Genomic DNA, 21856 nt, shown 5'->3' with positions numbered 1-21856 from the left:
ATAAGGGAGGTTGGCCACCGCCATCCGGTGGTCACACGCACATGGCAGTAGAAAAACGTCGCTTTGACTTTGCCGGCATGCAAAACGTTCTGGGTAATTGGTTGAAACCTGCCCAGACCTCTTTGCTTGGGGTGGATGTGAGCAGCTCCGCGGTCAAGATCGTGGAGTTTGGAGTAATCGGCCACACCCCTCAGCTGGAACGCTATGTCATCGAGCCCCTACCCAAGGACGCTATCGTTGACGGCAATATCAACAACATGGAAGAAGTTGCCGGCGCCATCAATCGCGCCTGGAAAAAGCTGGATACCACTACACGCCGCGCGGCGGTCAGCCTTCCCACTTCGATGGCCATCTACAAGAAAATCCTGGTCCCGGCCGCGGCGGACGAGGATGACCTGGAAATTCAGGTCGAGCATGAGGCCAACCAGTACATCCCGTTCCCGCTGGCCGAGGTGAACCTGGACTACCAAGTATTGGGGCCATCGCTCAATAGCGCGGGCGATCTCGATGTAATGATCTGTGCTGCCCGCAAGGAAAAAGTGGAAGAACGGGTAGCGGTAGCGGAAATGGCCGGCTTGAAAGTCGAAGTGGTTGATATCGATGCCTTCGCCATGATGACAGCCTTCGAGCAGATTCAGCAGCAACTCCCCGACCAGGGGATGAACCAGACTTTTGCCCTGTTTGATATCGGCGCCAGCAAGATTCAATGCTCCATCATTCGCAACGAACAACAACTGTACTACCGCGAACAGGCGTTCGGCGGCAGTCAGCTCACCCGGGATATCCAGCGCCGCTATGGCTATAGTTACGAAGATGCCGAAATAGCCAAACGCTCGATGACGCTGCCGGACAGCTTTGAAAGCGAACTGCTACATCCATTTGTTGACGCCCTGTCACAAGAAATTCAACGCGCCCTGCAGTTCTTCTATACCACGGTAAGCGTCTCGCAATACCTGCGGGTGGATTACATTCTGCTAGCGGGGGGCTGCAGCATGTTGCCGGGGCTGGATGATGCGGTACTGTCCCGAACCCAGATCAGCACCATGATTGCCAATCCTTTCACAACCATGACCCAAGCACAGCGCATCCCATTGAAAGAACTGCTACTGGATGCACCGGCGCTGCTGGTTGCTTGCGGGCTTGGTCTGCGGAGGTTTGACTAACATGATCCGCATCAACCTGCTCCCTCACCGCGAACAGAAAAAAGCCGCCCATCGCAAGCGCTTCCAGCGCATTCTGATTGGCAGCGTTATCGCAACCTTGGCGCTGACTGGCGGTACTTACCTGCTCTTGAACAGCTGGAAAGAAACACAGATCGAGCGTAACCAGCGCCTGGAGCAAGAAATAGCCAAGCTCAACGAGCAGCTCAAGGATATCGAGCCACTGCGCAAAAAACGCTCGGACTTGCTGACCAGGCAAGCGTTGATAGAGAAACTGCAATCCGAACGCGGTCAAGCAGTCAGAATATTTGACGAGCTGATTCGAATTGTTCCGGAAGGCGTTTATCTGCGTAATTTCACCCAAAATGGCTCGTCGATCAGTCTTAGCGGCTCTGCACTTTCCAGCTCGCGCGTATCTCAGTTGATGCGCAACCTAGGTGACTCGCAAGTCTTTGCTGACCCCGTCCTGATTGAAGTTAGCGCTTCGGTCGAAAGCAATATGCGGGCAAACAAGTTTAGCCTGAATGTTAATCTACGCCAGGTAGAACCTCCGAATAAGCAGCCTGGAGCGAATAAATGACACTCGATGAAATTCGCCAGCTAGATTTCAAAGATACCCCTAACTGGCCACTTCAAGCCCAAGTTGGTGCAATGATCATTGCCGCATCACTTGTTTTTGGCCTTGCCTATTACTTTTTTTTCAGTGATATGCTTGATGAAATAGATCAGGCACACAATCAAGAATTACAACTAAGAGATACTTTCCTTAATAAAAAACAACAGGTAGCCAACCTTGCGGCATTGCGTACCCAGCTGGCAGAAATTGAAAAATCATTTAATGTCATGTTGCAACAGTTGCCGAGCAAAGCGGAAATGGATTCCTTGCTAACAGAAATCAACCAAGCCGGCATCGGTCGTGGTTTGCAATTTGATCTATTCCGCCCCGCTGCCGAAATTCGAGGAGAGCAATTGGCAGAGCTTCCAATTCAGATTCGACTCACGGGTAGCTACAACGACTTGGCAATCTTTGCCACCGATGTCGGCAAACTTTCGCGCATCGTGACTCTAGGCAATATCTCTTTGTTACCAGAAAATGCAGCGCCAAATAACCCTCGCCTGGTTATGAATGCAACCGCGCGGACCTACCGCGCCCTAGACCAAAGCGAAGCGCTTCCAGCCAAGCGCTCCCCCTGAATTTGAGCCCTCATCATGAAACTGATTACTACGCTACTAATCGGTCTGTTGCTGACAAGCTGCGGCTATAAGCAACACGATGATCTTGAGCAATGGATGCGGGATTCAGGCAAGAACATCAAAGGCTCGATAGAACCAATTCCGCCAATGCAGCCGTATACGCCTAATGAATATCAAGGCCAGAATCTGATTCCGCCATTCAACACCGACCGACTGCAAATTGCCAAGAAAAATGCTCGTAACAACCTACCGGACACACAAAGACCTCGGGAGTTACTGGAAAACTATGACCTTGAGAAATTGAAGCTGGTTGGCACCATCATGTTGAAGCGCGGCCGGATCGGCCTGATCAAAACCCCGGATGTCGGCATCCAGCGTATTCAGGTTGGCAGTTTTATTGGGCCGAACTTCGGTATCGTACGCAGCATCAGCGAAACGGATGTGCGGTTGGAAGAGTCGGTTGAAGATATTAACGGCGAATGGGTCACGCAGGAAAATCACCTATACCTGCAGGTGGAACAAGGAAGAACCCCATGAAAAAAATTTCACTACTATTGCTCGCTCCGGCAATGGCACTCTCGCTGCTGTCGTTACCGGCATGGGCCGCCAGTACCATCACCGATATCAAAGTGATCCAAAACGATCAAGAGCAACAGGTTCTGGCAATCAGCTTTGCCGATACAGCACCGTCGCCGCGCAGTTTTGCCATGTCATCCCCTCCGAGAATTGCATTCGACTTTCCTGCGACCCGTAATCAGACAGGAAAAAATCAATTTTCTCTTAGCAGCAGTTTGATCAGCAGTGCCACTCTCGTTGAAGGGCAGGATAAGGCCAGACTCGTATTGGCCTTGACCAAACCGGCGTCCTATAGCAACAAAGTCGAGCAAAATCGGGTCTTGATTACGCTTGCCAATAAAGTTGCAACTGCCAGCAGTAACCAAGCCTCTGCCACCGAGCCGCCCACTGAAATCTTACCTCCGGTCGTGGCGGCATCACCTGGCGCTATAGCGCCGAATGGACTGCTATCTAGTCTCGACTTCCGCAGAGGAAATGCTGGAGGGGCACGCATTGTCATGGACCTCCCCGATGCCAATACTCCAGTTGATATCCGTCGTGAAGGTAAAAACGTCGTTATTGATATGGCTGGAGTGAAGATTCCCCGATCACTGGAGCGCAGTCTCGATGTCACTGACTTTGCCACACCTACCTCTCGTATCGATGCAGTGAACCAAGGGAGCGGCAGCAAAGTTATCATCCAGTCCGAAGGGAATTGGGGTTATTCCTCTTACCAGACAGATCGCCGGCTTGTAATCGAAATCCAAAAACGCACGGCAGATGAAATGAATGCCCAACTGCTGGCGCAAGGCAAGAATCCGTACAAAGGTGAACGTTTATCTCTCAACTTCCAGAATGTTGAAGTGCGCTCACTTTTGCAGGTTATTGCTGAGTTTACTGGCTTGAACGTCATTGTTAGCGACTCTGTCAACGGCTCGCTCACGTTGCGACTGAAAGACGTTCCTTGGGACCAGGCGCTGGATCTGATCTTGGCGCAAAAGAACCTAGAAAAACGTCAAATCGGTAACGTTATCCGTATTGCTCCACGCGCAGAACTGCTGGCGGTCGAAAAGCAAGCCGCCGAGTCTCAGCGTCAGAAAGTAAACAATGAACCGCTGATCACCGAAACATTCCAGATCAAGTATCGTGCCGTCGAAGAATTCAAGGACGCCTTGAAAGAGCTGGTCAATGTCTATCGCGAAAGCACCATTATCGATGCACCGGATGGCAATACGGCAGCACAGAATGCCAAGTTTACCGGTCTGGTTGTTGATCCCCGCTCCAACAAAATCATTGTTCGCGAACGGGTGTCGGTTATCGAAGAACTGCGCAAGGTAATCCAGACACTGGACACGCCGCTACGCCAAGTTCTGATCGAAGCACGTATTGTGGAGGCCAAGGACAACTTCCAGCGTGATCTGGGGGTGAAACTAGGCATAACCAAGACAGGGGGAGATACCTCGATTGGTACGTTCGGTGATAACGGCACGATTTCGTTTAGCCCGAACATCAGCTTGCCCGCAAGTTTAGGTGGAGCCAGCATCGGTGCGGTGTACAAGAGTGCCAGTACCCTGATCGGTCTTGAACTGTCTGCCATGCAACAGGAGGGTCAAGGCAAGATTGTTTCCAGCCCACGCATTCTTACGGCCGATCGCACACCTGCCACTATTTCGGAAGGCACAGAAATTCCCTATACCAGCAGTACGGCCAATAGCGTGAACACCAGCTTCAAAGAAGCCCTGCTAAGTCTGACGGTGACTCCACAAGTCACACCTGATGAGGATATCGTGCTGAAGCTCAACCTCACCAAGGACAGCGTCAGCAACACCGTTTCTGTGGGCAGCGAACCAGGCATCGACAAGAAAACCGTAACCACCGAAGTCAGAGTAGAAAATGGCGGAACAGTCGTCATCGGCGGTATTTACACCCAAGACACTAGCAATACGGAAAACAAGGTGCCGCTTCTCGGCGACATTCCGGTTCTAGGCGCGCTATTCCGCAACAAGTCGGTCATCAACAACCGTCGTGAACTGCTGGTATTCATCACTCCGCGCATTGTGGAAAGCGAACTGATTGCCCGCTAAATAGCACAGACACGCCATAATGCAATCCGATACAATGCCTGCCATGGAACTGGCAGGCAATTTTTTTCTGGTTGGTCTGATGGGTGCCGGCAAAACTACGGTTGGCCGCACATTGGCTCGTCACACTGGCAAGACTTTCTACGACTCGGACCACGAGATCGAACGTCGAACCGGCGTTAAAATCGCCACTATCTTCGACATAGAAGGCGAGGCAAGCTTCCGTGCCCGCGAAAAGCAGGTAATTGCTGAGTTATGTCAGATGCAAAACATCGTGCTTGCCACTGGGGGCGGCGCGATTCTGGCACCTGAAAATCGCCAGATGCTATCAGCCTATGGCACCGTGATTTATCTCCGCGCCCAAATTGATGACATTCTGGCCCGAACCAAGCACGACAAAAGCAGGCCGCTATTGCGAACCTCTGATCCACGCGCCAAGCTTGAGCAGCTTTACCAGCAGCGCGATCCGCTCTACATGGAAATCGCTGACGTAGTCATGGACACCAGCTGTCAGAATGTCAACACACTGGTGCAACGCCTGGAACAACGACTTCTCACCCAATTGCCCTGACATGATTACGCTTGACCTGACACTGCCGGACACCAGCTACCCCATTCACATCGGGCAACAATTGCTTGCCAGGGTTGATCTACTGTTACCACACATCAAGCACAATAAAGTTGCCTTGATCAGTAACACCACAGTAGCTCCGCTATATCTTGCCAGCCTGCGTCAAACTCTGGAGTCACATGGCATTACCGTCATTCCCATTGTTCTGCCCGATGGCGAAGACTTTAAGAACTGGGAAACCCTCAACCAGATTTTCGATGCATTGCTACAGCATCGCTGCGAGCGCAACACCACGCTGATTGCGCTGGGTGGCGGGGTAATTGGTGATATGGTCGGCTTTGCCGCAGCCTGCTATCAGCGCGGCGCACCATTCATCCAGATTCCCACGACGTTATTGTCGCAGGTGGACTCCTCCGTTGGTGGCAAAACGGCAATCAATCATCCTCTGGGCAAGAACATGATTGGTGCGTTCTATCAGCCGAAAGCCGTACTGGCCGATATGGACTTGCTGGACTCGCTGCCAGAGCGTGAACTCTCTGCCGGTCTTGCAGAGGTCATCAAATACGGCTTACTGGGCAATATCGATTTCCTCGCCTGGCTTGAGCTGAACATGGCAGCACTGCGCGCCAAGGACAAGAAGGTACTAGCCCATGCGGTTGAGACATCTTGTGCGATGAAGGCAGACATCGTGTCCCAAGATGAAAAAGAACACGGGGTGCGGGCACTATTGAATCTGGGGCACACTTTTGGCCATGCCATTGAAGCCGGCCTGGGCTTCGGTACTTGGCTCCATGGTGAAGCCGTAGGTGCCGGCATGTTGCTGGCTGCAGAAGCATCACGTTTACTCGGACATCTCAACGAAGCAGATGTCCAGCGCGTTAAAGTCATTCTGGAACGGGCGGGATTGCCTAGCATCAGTCCGGACCTCGGCTTTGATACCTGGCTTGAGTTGATGAGCCATGACAAAAAAGTAAGCGATGGACAGATTCGTTTTGTCCTGCTGAAGTCTCTGGGACAAGCACACCTAGCGACATTGCCGCAAAGCGTGCTACAGCAAGTTCTCACCGGGCGGTTTATCGATAAAGCATAAATCCTAGCGGATACGCATTTCTACGAATTGCGACAAAGAAGTACAAGCCGGAAAATCTCCTGACAACATTCAGGAGCCTACCATGTGCAAACAGCTAATCTCCAAGCTTGGTAAATCGCAGGGAATCACCCGGCTGGTAAAACTGTTCCAAGTTGGCCGCAGCTTTGTACCACCACAAGATCGCGGAATCGACCCTGTCGCCGAAGCGGAGATTTTCCTTTCCTACGGCAAGCGCAAAGAAGCACTACGTGTGCTGCTATATACCGTGCAAGTGGAGCCTGAGAATCTTTCTGCCCAACTGCTATTGCTGCAAACACATGCCTACCTGCTGGATGTTCATTCCTATGTCGAACTGGCTCAGCAGTTACAACCACGGCTTGCTCATCTGTCGGTTTGGGAAGTAGTAGCCGCAGAAGGGCGCGAGCTGGCCCCGCACCATCCACTATTCCAGTAAATGTGTCAGGGCTGCAGTTTGCAGACCTCCACACTGCCTGCTGGCTGACAGTACTTCAGCACGCCGGTCTGGGTTAACTCGACATAACGCAGCCGGTTGGTAACATCAACCGCTCGCAGCACATAGTACCCGTTGTCTGTATTCCTGGCGCCACTGCCAAATTCGATGGAGAACAATACTGCTCCCGAGATCGGGTAAGCCGGATAAGGAAGTGCAGGCCAACTGGATGCGGTTTGTTTGTAACGTCGATGCTGCGCGTAATATTCCGCCAGGAAGGCTGCATTCTGCTTGAGCAGCAGTGCCGCACCATGCACCGCTTGCTGTCGCATTTGTTCCCGATAACTACTCACAGCCCACTGCAGCAGGATGCCGGCAATCAGCAAGCAGATGCACAGCTCGGGCAAACTAAAACCGCGCCGATTCAATCGCACCCTCGCTGACTGGATAAACCGGTTTTATAGATCGTCAAGCGCTGGCACCACGCATCCTGTCTAGCTGAAAACTCCAGCACCACCAACGCGTGCCGCATCATGCCGTCAGGGTTGAAAGTTAGCATGGGCTGGGACGCGGTTAATTGCAGATTCAACGCGGGTTCGATGGCCGCCGTAGTAAGCAACTCCTTGCTGTCGTAAACATCGCTGCGGCCACCCTGCTTGTCATAAAAAACCATCACCCCTTCCCCCCAATGGTAGGGGGCTTGCATTTTCGCCAGTGATTGACAGCCCTGTACGTCCAGGTTGTTTTTGAAATTGGCAGCGCAAGCATGTACCGGCAAACGCCGTACCCTAGCCTCTGCGCGAGCGAGGGCGAGATGAGTAGCAACTTCTTTCATCACCGCGTGATAACGCTGTACCCGGATCATCCGTCCCAGGTCCAGCACCGAGAATCCAGCCACAATGGTGAACAACGCCAATGTCAGCAACATCTCGACCAGCGAGAACCCGTGCATCCGCTCCATAGTCATCGCCACAAATCAATATGACATAAGACTATCAAATGGAATTATGAAAACGCAAGACGTTGCGGGCACGCTGAGTAAGCGTCAATGAGCCGATTTGGGGATTACCCCCCCCCTGTATCCAGCAAATAAAAAACGGGGTAAAAACCCCGTTCTTTTATTTGCCACGCAGAGCCAGATAAAGCGCACCCAACCTGGGGCGACTGTATATCCACATACGCTGTGCCAGCCAGTTATCACGTCTATCTTTGGTAACAACCCGGCCAATCAACTCGCGGTCGGTGCGGATGGTATTGATATGCTTGTCGACGGTATAGAAATGGCTAAAACCGGCCGCACGCGCCACCTCGCGGTAGTCATCATCAAAATAGCCCTGCGGCCAACACAAGTGATCACTGACCGCCCCTAGCCGGCGCTGCAGCGTGTCTCGCGCCGCGGCAAGGTCTGCGGCCAACTTCTCGCGTTTTTCCTCGCGACTGGTACACAGTTTGTCCCAACGTGCATGGCTATGGGTATGGCTGTGAAACTCGAAAGTACCGGCCGCACGCGCCGCCTCGATCTCGCTCCAGCGCATCATCACCTGGTCGGTGCGCCCGTCGGTCACGGCCTGCTTGCAGGCATTGTGATCCGGTGTTTCCGGCAACGCCCTTCCCTGCCCCGCCACCGCGCGTACTTCGCCATCACCAATCCAGCCGGAAATGGTAAACAGCAATGAGGTTAAGCCGTAGCGCTGCAACACCGGGTGCGCATACACCCAGTTATCCAGATAACCATCGTCAAAGGTAATCAGCACGCTCTTCTTCGGTACCGGCTTGCCGGCCAGAAAGCCAGCGAACTCCTCGGCGCGCAAAGCATGCCAGCCTTCACGCGCCAGCCAGTGCATGTGCGCGTCGAAGGTTTCCGGCGACACCGTCACCAGACCAGGATTGGGGCTGACGTGGTGATACATCAGTACCGGTACGGCATCAGCCCGCGACATGGCCTTCTCCTTGCGCCACCACTTTGCGCAACAGCGATTGCATATTGCGCGACATCACGTCGACGTAGAACTGTGCAGCCACCAGCTCTCGACTATTGGCGGCCATTTGCTGACGCAATACGTCATCGGATAACAGCCGGATCACGGCATCGCCCAGACTTTGCGGATCGCTGGGCTTGATCAGCAAACCATTCACATTGTCATGCACCACCTCCGGCACACCGTCGACATTGGTACCGATCACCGGCAGGCCCATGGCCATCGCCTCAATAAAAGCGGTTCCCAGCGCCTCCTGCTCGGTAGGCAGCAGGAACAGGTCGCAAGAGGCCAGCACATTGGCGATGTCGCGACGCAGGCCGAGGAACAGGATGCGATCGGCCAACCCGGCGGCAGCCACCTGCCCCTTGAGCTCGTCGAACAGCGGGCCATCGCCGGCAAAGATGAAGTAGGTATCCGGACAGGCCGCCAGGATCCGCGGCGCAGCCTGGATGGTGAAGCGATGCCCCTTCTCGGTACGCATGATGGCTACGGTCAGTACCAGCTTGGCGCTGTCCGGCAGGCCAAGCTCGCGGCGCAGCGATGGCTCGCCGTCCACCTTGAGTTGCTCCGGGTCCACCCCGGTATACACCGTGGACACCCGATCATCGGGAATACCGGCATCGATCAGATAGCTGCGCACGAAATTGCTGACCGACACCACATGATGCGGCAGCACCGAATAGGTGAGCTTGGAGGTGATCGGCAATGCCAGATGGCGGGTGCGCACAACCTTGATGCCAGCCAGCCGGCCAGCCAGGCCACCGAGGATGCTGTCGTGGCCGCTGTGGGTATTCACCACCTCCACGCGCTGCGCCTTGATCAGCTTGTAGATGCGCCACATGGCACGCAGGTCGAAGGCGTTGTAGATCGGGATCTCGAAAGTCTCGATACCGGCCTCGCGGGCGCGTGCAGCCAACCTGGCGCCGGCGCGGGTCAGCAGCAACACGCGGTGCCCCAGCTTCTTCAGCCCCACCATTTCCTTGAAAGTACGGTGCTCCTGCCCTCCCCAGCCGACTGACGACTCGGTATGCAGGATGGTCAGCAGTTTTTCTGCCATCTCAGTTTTCCTTGAACTGCAGCTGATGCAGGCGGGCGTACATGCCATCCTGCGCCAGCAAGGCTTGGTGATTGCCGATTTCCTTGATGCGTCCCTGGTACATCACCACGATGCGATCGGCATGCTCGATGGTAGACAGGCGGTGGGCAATCACCAGCGTGGTACGGTTTTTCATCAGGTTTTCCAGTGCGCTCTGTACCAGACGTTCGGACTGGGTATCCAGCGCACTGGTAGCCTCGTCCAGAATCAGGATCGGCGCATCTTTCAGCAGCGCGCGGGCAATGGCCAGACGCTGGCGTTGTCCGCCGGACAGCTTGGCACCATTCTCGCCGATCACGGTATCGAAGCCCTCCGGCAATGCTTCGATAAACTCCAGCGCGTTGGCCGCACGCGCCGCCTGGACAATGCTGTCGCGATCACAATCACGCATCGCGCCATAGGCGATGTTGGCCGCCACGGTATCGTTGAACAGCACGACTTCCTGGCTCACCAGCGCGATATGGCGGCGCAAATCGGCCAAGCGGATGTCGGACAGCGGGATGCCATCCAGCAGAATCTGCCCGTCGGTCGGTTGATAGAAGCGCGATACCAGACTGGCCAGCGTAGTCTTGCCACTGCCGGATGAGCCCACCAGCGCCACTGTCTCGCCCGGCTGTACCTCGAAGCTCAAGCCGGACAGCGCCTCGCGTTCCGCGCCGGGGTAACTGAAACCGACAGCGCGGAATTGCAGTTGGCCACGGGTTTGCGGCAAGGCTTGCTTGCCGGTATCCGGTTCTTCCGGCTCGTCCAGAAAGGTAAAGATGCTGTCGGCGGCAGCCAGCCCGCGCTGCATCGCCTGCGCCACGCCGGTCACCCGCTTTACCGGCGCGAACAGCAGCATCATCGCCGTCAGGAACGACATGAAGTCGCCGGCGGTAAAGCTATTGTGCTGTGCACGCACGGTGGCGAAATACAGGATGGCGGCAAGGGCGCAGGCAATTACCAGCTGGGTGACGCCGGTGTTAGCCGAGCTGGCAGCGCTCTGCTTGACCTGATTGCGACGCAATGCCATGGCGGCATCGTTGAAACGGTTTTGCTCCAGCGAGTAACCATCATAGATTTTCACCACCCGCTGGCCATCGATGCTCTCGCTCAATACTTGCGTCAGCTGCGCCATATTATGCTGGTTCTGTACCGACAGGCCGCGCAGGCGCTTGCCCACCTTGCGCATCGACAGTGTCACCACCGGCATGACCACCAGACAGATCAGCGTCAGCTGCCAGTCTAGATACAGCAGCCAGCCCAGCAGACTCAGCGCGGTGATGCCGTCCTTCACCGTCACCGTAATGACGTTGAAACCGGCCTCGGTGACCTGGTTCACGTCGTAAGAAATGCGCGACACCAGCCGGCCGGACTGATTGTCGTCGTAGTAACTGATCGGCAGCCGCAGCATCTTGGCGAACATCTGCTCGCGCAGCTTCTGTACCAGATGGCCGGTCAGCCAACTGGAACTGTATTCATTGATGAAAGAGGTAATACCGCGCACCGCAAACACCCCGATGATGGCCAGCGGCACCCACACCATGGCGGAACGGTCACGGTTGACGAAGCCGCCATCGATCAGCGGTTTCATCAGCCGGGCAAAGAACGGTTCGGTCAGCGCAGCGATGGTCATTGACACCAGCGACAACAGGAACACCTTCCAGTACGGCTTCAGGTATTGCAACAGACGCAGATAGATCTGCAGGCTGCTTCGATTCGAGTTATGCAATTTTTCTCTCTTTTAACGCGCCTGACGGCGGGTAAAGTCGGCCTGCAGCGCCAGAATCTGCTGCAGATTGTGTTCTACGGAAAAGCGGGCGCGCACATCTTGTGCACCCTGCTGCGCCAGCGCGCGCATGGCCGCCGGCGCGGACAGCGCCTGGTCGATTGCCGCTACCCAGGCATCCACGTCGCCTGGCGCCACCAGCAGGCCGGTGTGCTCGTGACTGACAGTTTCCGGAATACCGCCTGTGGCGCTGGCCACTACCGGCACCCCCAGTGCCAGCGCTTCGATCTGCGACATCCCCAGCGGTTCGTAAGTGGACGGCATCACCAGCAGATCGGCATGGCGGAACAGGCAACTGGCCGGCAGCACCGACCCCGCCAGCAACACCTGCCGCTGCAACCCCAGTTCGGCGATGCGCGCCTCGATAGCGGCTCGGGCTTCGCCTTCGCCCGCGATCAGGTAGCGCAGTTGCGGCCAACGTTGTTGCAGTCGCGCCAGCACCTCCAGCATCAGCAGATGCCCTTTTTCGCCGCGCAGCATGGCCACGTGCAGCAGTAACGGCCCATGTCCTGCAGCCAGCCAGTCGGCAACATGCGGCGGCAATGGCTCGCTGCAGCGCTGGTCAATCGCGGTAAAGTCGATACCCGGATACACCACATGGATGCGTTCCGCACGCACGGCCGGATTCTCCAGCAAGGCATTACGCAGATAGTGGCTGGGCACCATGGTGGCATCGGCCAGCACATTGTACGGCAGCGGCTTCACCCGCCCCGCAAGATAGGTGCGCGAGCGCAGGACGAACGGACGGGGCCGCACCAGTCGCGCGGCAAGCGCCGCATTGTTGGCATCGTGGCCGCTGTGGCAAATCACCATCCCGGCCCGGGTACGACGCAGCAGTGCGGCCAAGGTAAGGATGCTGGGCAGGTGCAGGCTATTGCGGAACGGCGCATTTTCTACTGCGAGGCCACGTCCCCGCGCCGCGGCATCCACCTTGCCCCCCGCAGGACAAACCAGGGTGCAGCCGGTGCCGCGCGCCTGCATGGCTGCCATCTGCTGCATCAGCTGCAACTCTTGTCCGCCGACATTGCGGGAAGACTCGGTAAAGATCACATGTTCAAGCACGTTGCGACTCCTCGCGTAGCAGTTCTGCCAGCAGTGCGCCCACAATGAACAAGAACAAATGCAGCAGGTGATCACGCTGGATGCTCTCGATCAGCATGCGGCCGACAAAGCCGCCAACCACCAGTGCCAGCACCAGACCGGTCGTGTTTTGCCCGCGCACAAAGCGTCTCAACCCGGTAAACATCAGCGACAGGCAGAACAACAGCCACAGCAGGATGCCCGGAACGCCCAGCCCGACCCCGAGGTCGATAAAGCCGCTATGGCTATGACCCAACTTGTTTTCGATACCGAGATGCGTCAGCGCACGGGTAAAGGCATTACGGCCATAGCCGTAGCCCAGCGGATTGTCGCGGATCAAGTCCAGGCCACGGCTGATCCAGGCAGTGCGCTCGTAAGCTGACGGGTCCACACCCTGACCATTGGCCATCACCGGATAAGGTTCGGTCCGTAGCCAGCCTTTTGAAGTCTGGTAATGCCACCCCATGTCGGCCGAGCCGGCAAAAACCTGATTCCGGGTATCCTTGTGAAACGCGTAACCAGCCATAGCTCCCACGGCGGCACAGATCACGAAGACAATCAGCAATGCCTTACGCCAGCCCAAACGCTTGCGCTCCCAATACAGGAAGACCCCCAGCATGGAAAACGCCAGATACACCATGCCGATCAGACCGTTGCGCGCCCCGGCCATCAGGCTGACCGATAACAATAGCAATAATGCAAGGTAAGGAAGCCAGCGTGGCAATCGGCTAGCATAGTGAAAGCGCGGGCTGAAATCGGCAAACAGTCGTACCGCCAGGAATACCAGTACGGTATTGATGAAAAAGGTCAATTCCAGCTTGGTCGCAGTCGTAAATGCCGTCTGGTATGGCAACGCGCCAGTCGTCACCAGCACATAGCCGGCATGCCCGAGTTCCACACCACATAACAGTGTACCCGCCAGTAACACCACATCCTTGATCGACAGCGCCTGACGACGCCAGAACAGCACCCCGCCAGCGACAAACCACAACAGTCCCATCAACATCTGGCTACGCGCCTCGCCCAGCGATAGCTCCGGCCAGTTGGACCACAACAGCGAATGCAGGAACACGTAGCCGACAAATGCAGCCAGCGACCAGAACAGCTTTCTGCTGCTTCGAATGAAGTCCAGCAGCGCATACCGGTGGCAAACGGAGTATCCAAGGAACAGCACCAGCAGCACATAACGTAACGCCACGGTGTGCGACACATTGGCCACCGTCACAAACACCAGGGCCAGCAACAAGAACAGCATGTCCAGCTTTTTAGTCATCGCGTCTCAATCATTGGGTTACAACATGCGGCCAACAGCCGCGGCTACCGCATCAGACTGGATAGCTTCCATACACAGCGGGCGCTTACAGGCCGGTGGGGCATCACCGAACCGGCGACCACAACGCAGCACCCAGTCCACTTCACGATGATGAATGCTGCGCTGGTTGCGGCACGGGAACCATACCGGGCCGACACCGGCAAACGGTGCCGCGCCAAAGAATTGGCCCGGACCGAATAGCACCTCGGCCCCCGGACCAAACAACATCACCAGCGGCCGGCCGGTGGTCTTGGCCAGGTGTGCTACGCCGGTATCCGGGCACACATTCACCGCCGCCTGCGCCATCACCGCGCGTAATTGCGGCAACCGCAGGCTGCCGGCCAATACCACATCGTTTTCCTGGATACCGCCAGCCGGCAGCAAATGCTGCTCGCCCGGGCCGCAAGACCAGACAATTGCCAGCCCCCGTGCGCGCAAATGCTGCGCCAATGCGGTCCAGTTGGCCGCCGGCCAGTAACGGGTAGCCGAACTGGCACCGACATGCAGCAGCACGAAGCGCGCCGGCAAGTCCGGCAGCGCCACCTGTGGTAGCGGCCAATCGGCCAAGGCAAATGGTGCCGGCGCCGGCCCCGGCACCAAGCGGGCGGCGGTATCGCTCCAGGCTTCCGGCTCGCTGGCATACGGCACGGCCTCATCCAGCAGCCAGTTCTTGTAGGCAGGCGTCTCACCGGCAAAGCCTGACACCCAACGCGCGCCCATCGCCCGCGCCAGAAACGACAGCCGGTTCTCACCCATCAGCAGCGCCCAGTCCACCCGGCCAAGGGTGCACAAGCGCCAGATGGCGGAAAAATCGCGCGGCGACCAGGGTATGGTGCGCACACCATACGGCTGTGCCGCATACATCTCGGCCTGCAGCGGCGGGCAGGCCAGCAGGATTTCCGCCGCCGGATGCTGTTGCCGCAGCTTGGCCAGCAGGCTGGTAGCCATCAAGGCATCGCCGAGCAGAAACTGGTGCAAGACCACGATGCGCCGCATTTCCGCCGCTGCCGGCTTGCGCCGCCAGAATCGCAGCAGCAGACGCGGCAACAGCCAGGCAAAGATCAGTAGCCGACCGGGAACACGACTGTTCTTCATGCCGGATGGTCCGCCAGCAAGCCGTCGTACAGAGCGATCATGGCATCGACCATCTGTTTCTCGGTCATGCCTGCCACCCGCTGCCGTCCGGCAACCCCCATTTGCGGCCAACGTTCACGCGCAGCCAACCACTGCGCCACCGCGGCGCGCCAGCCGGCATCATCCTGCGGCGGGGTAATCCAGCCGGTTTCGCCCGGCTGCAACAGCTCGGCGGCGCCAACGCGGCTGCTGGCCAGTACCGGCAGGCCACAAGCCAGCGCCTCGCTTACCACCAGACCGAATGGCTCATACAAGGCCGGCAGGATGAAACCATCGGCCATGCCGTAATAGTCGCGCACATTGGATTGCGCGCCGGTAAATCGCACCCGTCCGGCGACACCCAGCGTTTCCGCCAGCTGCTGATAGCGGCGCAGTTTTTTATCGCCACCTACCACCACCAGCCAGACTTCGGGCTGCTGGCTGATGGCCTGCAGCGCCTGGGCCACACCCTTGCGCTCGAAGCCGGAGCCGACGTACACCAACACCGGCGCCTGCGGCGGAATGCCCAGTTCACGCCGCAAACCATCACGCTTGGCACGGGCATCCTGTGGATTGAAAAAGTCGGTGTCGATACCGTTGAGGATCACGTGGCATTTGTCTTCTGCCACGCCGTAATGCTCGATGATGTCGTGCTTCACCATCTGCGAAATGCAGATCACCCCCTTGAGCGCAGGAGAACGGTACATGCCCTTTTCCGCGGCCAACATGTAGTGATGGTAGGGATTCAGCATCATGCCGAGCATGCCCAGCGGCCCTTTCACGCCACGACGCGACGCCAGCCAGGCGCGATGCACGCCATCATCGGCGCGGTAAACATGGCAACCGGGAATGCGCTCGTGCGATTGCACCAGGTCGGCACCATCCTGTTGCCAACGCGCCTTGGCAGCGCGGGCAAAACTGCGGTCACGCCAGACATTGCCCAGGTAGAACGGATTGACCGACACCCCCTTGATCCCGTCCATCGGCTGCCACTTGCGATTGATCAGGTAGGCATCAATATCCGGGCGGCCACGCAGCTGCTGCAGGATGGCGCTGACAATGCGCTCGGCGCCGCCGGCCGGATTGTATTTTTGACGCACGATGGCGAGTTTTTTCATGACAATTCCTGCTGCAGCTGTTCAATGGCTGCCAGTACTTGTTGCTCGTCGATCAGCTCCAGACATTCGCTGCGCTTGCCGCCACCGCAGCCGTCGCGGCCACAGGGACGACAGGACATGGCCGTCGCCAGCAAGCGATGCGGTACCTGCCACGGTCCCCATTCGATATCGCCGGACGGGCCAAACAGCGCCACGCAGGGGGTCTGCAACGCCGCCGCCATGTGCATCGGCACCGAGTCCATGCCGACAAACAGCGCCGCATCGTCGATCAGTGCGGCCAACTGCTTCAGATTCAACTCACCCGCCAGGCTGGCGACCGGCCTTGCCAGCCGCGACTGGATTTCCGCCAGCATCGCCATTTCGGCACGATCCGGCGCCGCCGACAACACCACGGTCTCGCCGCGCGCGGTCAGCGCATCGATCAGGCCGGCCATGCGCGCTACCGGCCAGGTCTTGAACAGCCAGCGCGAGGTCGGATGAATCAGGACGTAGCGACCGCTAACACCGTTGGCCGCCAGTTTGGCGCGTACCACCTCGCGGGCCGGCTGCGGAATGGCCAGCTGCAGGCGGCGCTCGTCGGCAGCCGGGTAAATACCCAACCGGCGCAACGCATCCAGGTGAATTTCCACGGTATGGCGGCGATTACCGCCGATTACCGGGTAACGGTGGGTAAAGCTGTTGGCAAACAGCTTGCCAAAATTCCCGCTAGGCGCGACAGACCAGCGCGGCGCCAGCAGGCGTGACAGCCAGGCACCTCGTTTATGCTCGGTAAGGTGGATCACCAGGTCGTAACGACGCGCGCGCAGCTGCGCCAGCAGTCGCCATTCGGCGCACAGCTGCCCCAGCGGCCCCAGCTTCTTCCACTGGCGGTCGATGGTGAACAGTTCGCTCAGCGCGGGATGGCCGGCCAGCATGTCGCGGGTGTCGTGATACACCAGCGCGTCGATCTCGGCATGCGGCGCATGGTTTTTCAGCACCGACAATACCGGCGAGCTCAACAGTACATCGCCGTGGTGGCGCAGCTTGATAACCAGCACGCGCCGCACGGCGGATAAATCGATGGCGTCCTTGAGCATAAAAGAAAAAAGCCGGGTCAGGCGCCCGGCCCAGCATTCAGTTGTTGCAGAAGATCGGCGATTCTATCAGGGTCTTCACTGCGCAGGATACGGCCGGCCTGCGGGCCGAGCTCGTCGAGGTGGCTATCCAGCACATTCTGCTTCACTTGCAGCAGGTTGGCCGGATGCATGGAGAAGCGGCGCAGCCCCATGCCCAACAGCAGGCGGGTAAGGCGGGCGTCACCGGCCATCTCGCCACACACCGACACCGGTTTACCGGCCTTGGTGGCGGTCTTGATGGTGTGGGAAATCAGCTTGAGCACTGCCGGATGCACCGGATCGTACAAATGGCTGACCGAATCGTCGTTACGGTCGATGGCCAGCGTGTACTGGATCAGGTCGTTGGTGCCGATGGACAGGAAGTCCACATGCTTGAGCAGGCTGCCGACCACCAGTGCCGCCGAGGGGATTTCGATCATCGCGCCGACTTCCACCTCCGCGGCAAACGGAATGCCCTCCTCGCGCAGCTCCTGCTTGGCGTACTCCAGCTGTGACAACGCCTGCTTCAATTCCGGTAGGCCATTGATCATCGGGAACAGGATACGGATCTTGCCGTAATGGGACGCCCGCAACAGCGCACGTAGTTGGGCGCGGAACATCAGCGGCTCGGCCAGACACAGGCGGATGCCGGTCAGGCCCAGTGCCGGGTTTTCCGCACTGCCATGCCCCAGCCAGCGCGGGGTCTTGTCGGCGCCCAGGTCCATGGTCCGCACCGTCACCGGCGCACCGCGGGTGGCTTGAGCCACCTCGCGGTAAGCTTCAAATTGTTCGTCCTCGGATGGCAGGCTATCGCGCCCCAGGAACAGGAATTCGCTGCGGAACAGCCCGACGCCCACCGCGCCGGACTCCAGCACGTTGGCCGCATCCTGCGGCAGCTCGATATTGGCCAGCAGTTCGATCGGCGTCCCGTCGCGGGTAATGGCATCGGTCTTGCGGATGCTGGACAGTTTGCGCCGCGCTTCCACCCAGTTGCGCTGGCGGCGGCGGTACTCGGCCAGCACCGAGGCCGGCGGATCGATCACCAGCACCCCCTGCTGGCCATCGACGATGATCATTTCTTCCTCGCGCACCAGTTCGCGCGCGTGATGCAGCGCGATCACCGACGGCAGGTCCAGGCTGCGGCCGAGAATGGCGGTATGGCTGGTGGCACCACCGACATCGGTGACGAAGGCTGCCACGCTGGCATCCTTGAAATACACCATATCCGCCGGCGACAGGTCGTGCGCCACCAGAATGGTGTCTTCGTCCAGATCCTCGGCAATCTGCAGCTCGGTGCTGTGGCCGCCCAGGTTCTTGAAGATACGTTCGATCACCTGCAGCACATCGTGCTTGCGCTCGCGCAGGTAGTCGTCGTCGATAGCGTCAAACTGCGCCACCAGCGCGTCGCACTGCAGTTTCAGCGCCCATTCGGCATTGCAGCGCTGGCTTTCCACCAGCTCGCGCGGCTCGCGCGAAATGGTGGGGTCGGACAACAGCATGATGTGCAACGACAGAAACGCGCCCAGCTCGGCTGGCGCGTTCTCGGGGATGGTGCCCCACAGCAGCTCCAGCTGCTTGCGGGTTTCGCGCACGGCGAGGTCAAAGCGGGCCTGCTCGGCGGGAATCTCGTCGTCGTCCAGCACCAGATGCACCACGTCATCCATACTCTGCGTCAACAAGTGCGCCCGGCCGATGGCGATACCGCCACCGATAGGCACGCCGTGCAGGATGATGCTCATGCTTGCTCCCTCGCCTGTTGTTTTCGTTATTGCCGGCGGATCATTCCGCTTCGTCGAAGCGGTTGTTGATCAATTCCACCAGAGCGGCCATGGCGGCCTCTTCGTCTTCGCCATTGGTCTCCAGGTCGACCATTGCCCCTTTGGCCGCCGCCAGCATCATCACGCCCATGATGCTCTTGCCGTTGACACGACGGCCATTGCGCGCAATCCATACCTCGGCACGGAAACGGCTGGCGGTTTGGGTAAACTTGCTGGACGCCCGCGCATGCAAGCCCAGTTTGTTGATGATCTCAATCTGTTGTTTTTGCATCTTTGCTCTCTGGCAACATGTAATAGACCCCCTCCAGGCCGCCGGTTATGGCCTTGCTGACCACGACTTCCAGCGGCTGGCTGCTGTAGCACAGCACCCGCACCAGCATCGGCAGATTGATGCCGGCCACGGCTTCCACCTTGCCGGCATCCACCAGCCGCCAGGTGATATTGGCCGGGGTGCCGCCGACCATATCGGTCAGCACCACCACGCCCTCGCCCTCTTGTAGCCGGGCAACCAAGGCGCCGGCCTCCAGGAACTTCTGTTCCGGATCTTCGTGTTTTTCCACGGCCATCACGGCCAGATTGTCCGGCACACGGCCGAGTACATGCCGCGCGCAATCGGCCAGACTGTGCCCGAGATTGCCATGTGAAATGATCAGTACGCCAACCATGTTTCGTCTACTCCGGCTTGTACCGGTCAAGTTGGCCGCAAGCGGCCGGCATGGCGGTCAGCCCGCCGTCCCCGGCGCTGTTTCGGCAGGGCGGAACCAGCCCAACCTTGGCGACAGCGCCACCACATCGCCCACGATAATCAGTGCGGGCGAACTGATACTATGCGCCTGGATCAAGCCAGGCAAGGTTTCCAGTGTTCCTACAACGGTACGCTGTTGCAGGGTGGTAGCGCGTTCCACCACCGCCGCCGGGGTGCCGGGCGCCTTGCCATGACTTATAAATTCAGCGCAGAGTTCCGCCGCCATGGTCAGCCCCATGTAAACCACCACGGTCTGCTGTTCCCGGGTCAACGCCGGCCAGTCTAGCGCTATGCTGCCGTCCTGCTTGTGACCTGTAACAAATGTCACCGACTGGGCATGATCGCGATGGGTCAGCGGAATGCCGGCATAGGCCGCCGCGCCGCTGGCGGAGGTGATGCCGGGCACCACCTCGAACGGGATACCCTCGGCGGCCAACGCCTCGATTTCCTCGCCACCGCGACCGAAAGTAAACGGGTCGCCCCCCTTCAGCCGCAACACGCGCTTGCCTTCCCGCGCCAGGCGCACCATCAGGCTGTTGATGTCTTCCTGCGGTAAGGAATGGTTGGCGCGCTGCTTGCCGACAAAAATACGCTCGGCATCGCGGCGCACCAGCTCCAGCAACGGCTCGGCGACCAGATTGTCGTACAGCACCACGTCGGCCTGCTGCATCAGCCGCAGCGCACGGAAAGTCAGCAGATCGGGATTGCCCGGCCCGGCGCCCACCAGATACACCGCACCGGATGGCGGCGTGTCGCTGGCGGCCAACCGCGCCAGCATCTCGGCTTCTGCCGCGGTTTCGTTGCCGTTCATTACCTGTTCTGCCAGCGGCCCTTCCAGCACCGACTCCCAGAATGCCCGCCGCTGCTCCACATTACCGAACCTCGTCTTGACCCGGTCGCGGAAACGGCTGGCAAACCGTGCCAGATTGCCAAAACCGGCAGGAATCATGCTTTCCAGCCGGGCGCGGACCAGCCGCGCCAGCACCGGCACGCCACCACCGGTAGACACCGCGATCACCAGCGGCGAGCGGTCGATGATGGCCGGCGTGATATAGCTGGACAACTCCGGGTCATCCACCACATTGGCCGGGATGCCTTGCGCCTGCGCCGCCTGCGACACCATGCGGTTGACCTCGCGGTCATCGGTGGCGGCCACCACCAGTCGCTGGCCGGCCACATCGCTCGCGGCTACCGCGCGCGGCACATGCCGGATAACGCCGCTGTCCGCCAATGCGACCAACTCCGGCACCAGCGCCGGCGACACCACCGTCAGGCGCGCGCCGGCCGACAACAACAGACGAGCCTTGCGCACCGCCACTTCGCCACCGCCAACCAGCAAGCAGGGTTCATCCTGCAGGCGCAGAAAAATCGGAAAATACTCCACACGCAGCTCCCGTCGATAATCCTGTCGAGGATACCCGCCCGGCTGCGACTTGGCGACCGTCAGCGCCTGCCGGCGCAAGCAATTCTGCCGCGTCGTCCGCGGCCGGAATGACTACAATCACAACTACCCGACCCGTTTGGAATTTCCCGTCCCGTCGATGCACAAGCAATCAAAGCGGAATGCCCCGGACACCTCCGCGCTGGAAACCGTCCTTAACTCGCTGCCCGGCGGCTACCTGCTGCTGGACCGGCAATTGCAGATCCGGCTGGTTTCGCCACGCTTCGGAC

General features: G+C 58.5%; 23 protein-coding genes. 9 read left to right on the top strand and 14 right to left on the bottom strand.

Annotated features, from left to right (window positions below; translation table 11 throughout):
• The first annotated feature begins 41 nt into the window (after positions 1-41).
• From HU218_RS09875 to HU218_RS09840, 8 genes are all read left to right on the top strand, one after another.
• Positions 42-1163 (top strand): pilus assembly protein PilM, encoded by a 1122-nt coding sequence (locus HU218_RS09875; RefSeq protein WP_174874779.1) that lies wholly within the window; start codon positions 42-44, stop codon positions 1161-1163.
• Between the two features lies 1 nt (position 1164).
• Complete coding sequence (locus HU218_RS09870) at positions 1165-1740, top strand: PilN domain-containing protein (RefSeq protein WP_174874778.1); 576 nt, start codon at positions 1165-1167, stop codon at positions 1738-1740.
• A complete protein-coding gene (locus HU218_RS09865) occupies positions 1737-2354 on the top strand; it encodes a type IV pilus inner membrane component PilO (RefSeq protein ID WP_174874777.1) in 618 nt (205 codons plus the stop codon). The genes HU218_RS09870 and HU218_RS09865 overlap by 4 nt, the downstream gene beginning before the upstream one ends.
• Positions 2355-2369: 15 nt before the next feature.
• A complete protein-coding gene (locus HU218_RS09860) occupies positions 2370-2891 on the top strand; it encodes a pilus assembly protein PilP (RefSeq protein WP_217450783.1) in 522 nt (173 codons plus the stop codon).
• A complete protein-coding gene (locus HU218_RS09855; protein WP_174874776.1) occupies positions 2888-4993 on the top strand; it encodes a type IV pilus secretin PilQ in 2106 nt (701 codons plus the stop codon). The genes HU218_RS09860 and HU218_RS09855 overlap by 4 nt, the downstream gene beginning before the upstream one ends.
• A gap of 34 nt (positions 4994-5027) precedes the next feature.
• Positions 5028-5561: a shikimate kinase AroK gene (gene aroK, locus HU218_RS09850; RefSeq protein ID WP_174874841.1), complete on the top strand. Its 534-nt coding sequence runs from the start codon at positions 5028-5030 to the stop codon at positions 5559-5561.
• 1 nt (position 5562) lies between these two features.
• Complete coding sequence (gene aroB, locus HU218_RS09845) at positions 5563-6651, top strand: 3-dehydroquinate synthase (protein ID WP_174874775.1); 1089 nt, start codon at positions 5563-5565, stop codon at positions 6649-6651.
• Between the two features lie 82 nt (positions 6652-6733).
• Positions 6734-7105 carry a type IV pilus assembly protein FimV gene (locus HU218_RS09840; protein WP_174874774.1) on the top strand — a complete coding sequence of 124 codons (372 nt, stop codon included), beginning with the start codon at positions 6734-6736 and terminating at the stop codon, positions 7103-7105.
• Positions 7106-7110: 5 nt separating this feature from the next.
• Here HU218_RS09840 and HU218_RS09835 read toward each other — a convergent pair whose 3' ends face one another.
• The 14 genes from HU218_RS09835 to cysG all read right to left on the bottom strand — a co-directional run bounded on the left by HU218_RS09835 (position 7111) and on the right by cysG (position 21569).
• The gene (locus tag HU218_RS09835; protein ID WP_174874773.1) at positions 7111-7488 is read right to left on the bottom strand and encodes a type IV pilin protein; all 378 of its coding nucleotides are present in this window, start codon (positions 7486-7488) and stop codon (positions 7111-7113) included.
• 38 nt (positions 7489-7526) lie between these two features.
• Positions 7527-8063, bottom strand: a complete 537-nt coding sequence (locus tag HU218_RS09830) for a GspH/FimT family pseudopilin (protein WP_174874772.1) — start codon at positions 8061-8063, stop codon at positions 7527-7529.
• 157 nt (positions 8064-8220) lie between these two features.
• On the bottom strand, positions 8221-9042 hold the full coding sequence (locus HU218_RS09825; RefSeq protein WP_174874771.1) for a polysaccharide deacetylase family protein: 822 nt from the start codon (positions 9040-9042) through the stop codon (positions 8221-8223).
• Positions 9029-10138, bottom strand: coding sequence for a glycosyltransferase family 4 protein (locus HU218_RS09820; RefSeq protein WP_174874770.1), 1110 nt, complete (start codon positions 10136-10138; stop codon positions 9029-9031). The genes HU218_RS09825 and HU218_RS09820 overlap by 14 nt, the downstream gene beginning before the upstream one ends.
• Position 10139: 1 nt before the next feature.
• Positions 10140-11888, bottom strand: coding sequence for a lipid A export permease/ATP-binding protein MsbA (msbA, locus tag HU218_RS09815; protein WP_174874769.1), 1749 nt, complete (start codon positions 11886-11888; stop codon positions 10140-10142).
• A 12-nt stretch (positions 11889-11900) separates the two neighbouring features.
• On the bottom strand, positions 11901-13007 hold the full coding sequence (locus HU218_RS09810) for a glycosyltransferase family 4 protein (RefSeq protein WP_174874768.1): 1107 nt from the start codon (positions 13005-13007) through the stop codon (positions 11901-11903).
• Positions 13000-14298, bottom strand: a complete 1299-nt coding sequence (locus HU218_RS09805) for an O-antigen ligase family protein (protein WP_174874767.1) — start codon at positions 14296-14298, stop codon at positions 13000-13002. Before HU218_RS09805 ends, HU218_RS09810 begins: the two co-directional genes overlap by 8 nt.
• An 18-nt stretch (positions 14299-14316) precedes the next feature.
• Positions 14317-15432 (bottom strand): glycosyltransferase family 9 protein, encoded by a 1116-nt coding sequence (locus tag HU218_RS09800; RefSeq protein ID WP_174874766.1) that lies wholly within the window; start codon positions 15430-15432, stop codon positions 14317-14319.
• The gene (locus HU218_RS09795; protein ID WP_174874765.1) at positions 15429-16568 is read right to left on the bottom strand and encodes a glycosyltransferase family 4 protein; all 1140 of its coding nucleotides are present in this window, start codon (positions 16566-16568) and stop codon (positions 15429-15431) included. The genes HU218_RS09800 and HU218_RS09795 overlap by 4 nt, the downstream gene beginning before the upstream one ends.
• Complete coding sequence (gene rfaQ / locus HU218_RS09790; protein ID WP_174874764.1) at positions 16565-17644, bottom strand: putative lipopolysaccharide heptosyltransferase III; 1080 nt, start codon at positions 17642-17644, stop codon at positions 16565-16567. The genes HU218_RS09795 and rfaQ overlap by 4 nt, the downstream gene beginning before the upstream one ends.
• Before the next feature lie 17 nt (positions 17645-17661).
• On the bottom strand, positions 17662-19401 hold the full coding sequence (gene ptsP, locus HU218_RS09785) for a phosphoenolpyruvate--protein phosphotransferase (protein WP_174874763.1): 1740 nt from the start codon (positions 19399-19401) through the stop codon (positions 17662-17664).
• A 40-nt stretch (positions 19402-19441) separates the two neighbouring features.
• Positions 19442-19711, bottom strand: a complete 270-nt coding sequence (locus HU218_RS09780; protein ID WP_174874762.1) for an HPr family phosphocarrier protein — start codon at positions 19709-19711, stop codon at positions 19442-19444.
• Complete coding sequence (locus tag HU218_RS09775) at positions 19692-20105, bottom strand: PTS sugar transporter subunit IIA (protein ID WP_174874761.1); 414 nt, start codon at positions 20103-20105, stop codon at positions 19692-19694. The genes HU218_RS09780 and HU218_RS09775 overlap by 20 nt, the downstream gene beginning before the upstream one ends.
• 57 nt (positions 20106-20162) lie before the next feature.
• The gene (gene cysG / locus HU218_RS09770) at positions 20163-21569 is read right to left on the bottom strand and encodes a siroheme synthase CysG (protein ID WP_174874760.1); all 1407 of its coding nucleotides are present in this window, start codon (positions 21567-21569) and stop codon (positions 20163-20165) included.
• A gap of 49 nt (positions 21570-21618) precedes the next feature.
• Here cysG and HU218_RS09765 point away from each other — a divergent pair.
• Positions 21619-21856: hypothetical protein (locus HU218_RS09765; RefSeq protein ID WP_174874759.1), on the top strand; the 238-nt coding region annotated here is incomplete at its 3' end.

Origin of the sequence: Vogesella oryzae (assembly GCF_902829295.1) — a bacterium.
Lineage (GTDB): Bacteria > Pseudomonadota > Gammaproteobacteria > Burkholderiales > Chromobacteriaceae > Vogesella > Vogesella oryzae.
The sequence above is the reverse complement of the archived record's forward strand: the minus strand, read 5'-3'. Positions and strand labels throughout refer to the sequence as shown.

What these genes read in the sequence shown, in the direction of transcription:
- HU218_RS09870 (WP_174874778.1), top strand. Translation starts at nt 1,165, where the DNA reads ATGATCCGCATCAACCTGCTCCCTCACCGCGAACAGAAAAAAGCCGCC.
- HU218_RS09865 (WP_174874777.1), top strand. Translation starts at nt 1,737, where the DNA reads ATGACACTCGATGAAATTCGCCAGCTAGATTTCAAAGATACCCCTAAC.
- ptsP (WP_174874763.1), bottom strand. Translation starts at nt 19,401, where the DNA reads ATGAGCATCATCCTGCACGGCGTGCCTATCGGTGGCGGTATCGCCATC.
- HU218_RS09875 (WP_174874779.1), top strand. Translation starts at nt 42, where the DNA reads ATGGCAGTAGAAAAACGTCGCTTTGACTTTGCCGGCATGCAAAACGTT.
- aroB (WP_174874775.1), top strand. Translation starts at nt 5,563, where the DNA reads ATGATTACGCTTGACCTGACACTGCCGGACACCAGCTACCCCATTCAC.
- aroK (WP_174874841.1), top strand. Translation starts at nt 5,028, where the DNA reads ATGCCTGCCATGGAACTGGCAGGCAATTTTTTTCTGGTTGGTCTGATG.
- HU218_RS09825 (WP_174874771.1), bottom strand. Translation starts at nt 9,042, where the DNA reads ATGTCGCGGGCTGATGCCGTACCGGTACTGATGTATCACCACGTCAGC.
- HU218_RS09780 (WP_174874762.1), bottom strand. Translation starts at nt 19,711, where the DNA reads ATGCAAAAACAACAGATTGAGATCATCAACAAACTGGGCTTGCATGCG.
- HU218_RS09860 (WP_217450783.1), top strand. Translation starts at nt 2,370, where the DNA reads ATGAAACTGATTACTACGCTACTAATCGGTCTGTTGCTGACAAGCTGC.
- HU218_RS09775 (WP_174874761.1), bottom strand. Translation starts at nt 20,105, where the DNA reads ATGGTTGGCGTACTGATCATTTCACATGGCAATCTCGGGCACAGTCTG.
- HU218_RS09840 (WP_174874774.1), top strand. Translation starts at nt 6,734, where the DNA reads ATGTGCAAACAGCTAATCTCCAAGCTTGGTAAATCGCAGGGAATCACC.
- HU218_RS09830 (WP_174874772.1), bottom strand. Translation starts at nt 8,063, where the DNA reads ATGGAGCGGATGCACGGGTTCTCGCTGGTCGAGATGTTGCTGACATTG.
- HU218_RS09805 (WP_174874767.1), bottom strand. Translation starts at nt 14,298, where the DNA reads ATGACTAAAAAGCTGGACATGCTGTTCTTGTTGCTGGCCCTGGTGTTT.
- HU218_RS09800 (WP_174874766.1), bottom strand. Translation starts at nt 15,432, where the DNA reads ATGAAGAACAGTCGTGTTCCCGGTCGGCTACTGATCTTTGCCTGGCTG.
- rfaQ (WP_174874764.1), bottom strand. Translation starts at nt 17,644, where the DNA reads ATGCTCAAGGACGCCATCGATTTATCCGCCGTGCGGCGCGTGCTGGTT.
- HU218_RS09820 (WP_174874770.1), bottom strand. Translation starts at nt 10,138, where the DNA reads ATGGCAGAAAAACTGCTGACCATCCTGCATACCGAGTCGTCAGTCGGC.
- HU218_RS09855 (WP_174874776.1), top strand. Translation starts at nt 2,888, where the DNA reads ATGAAAAAAATTTCACTACTATTGCTCGCTCCGGCAATGGCACTCTCG.
- HU218_RS09795 (WP_174874765.1), bottom strand. Translation starts at nt 16,568, where the DNA reads ATGAAAAAACTCGCCATCGTGCGTCAAAAATACAATCCGGCCGGCGGC.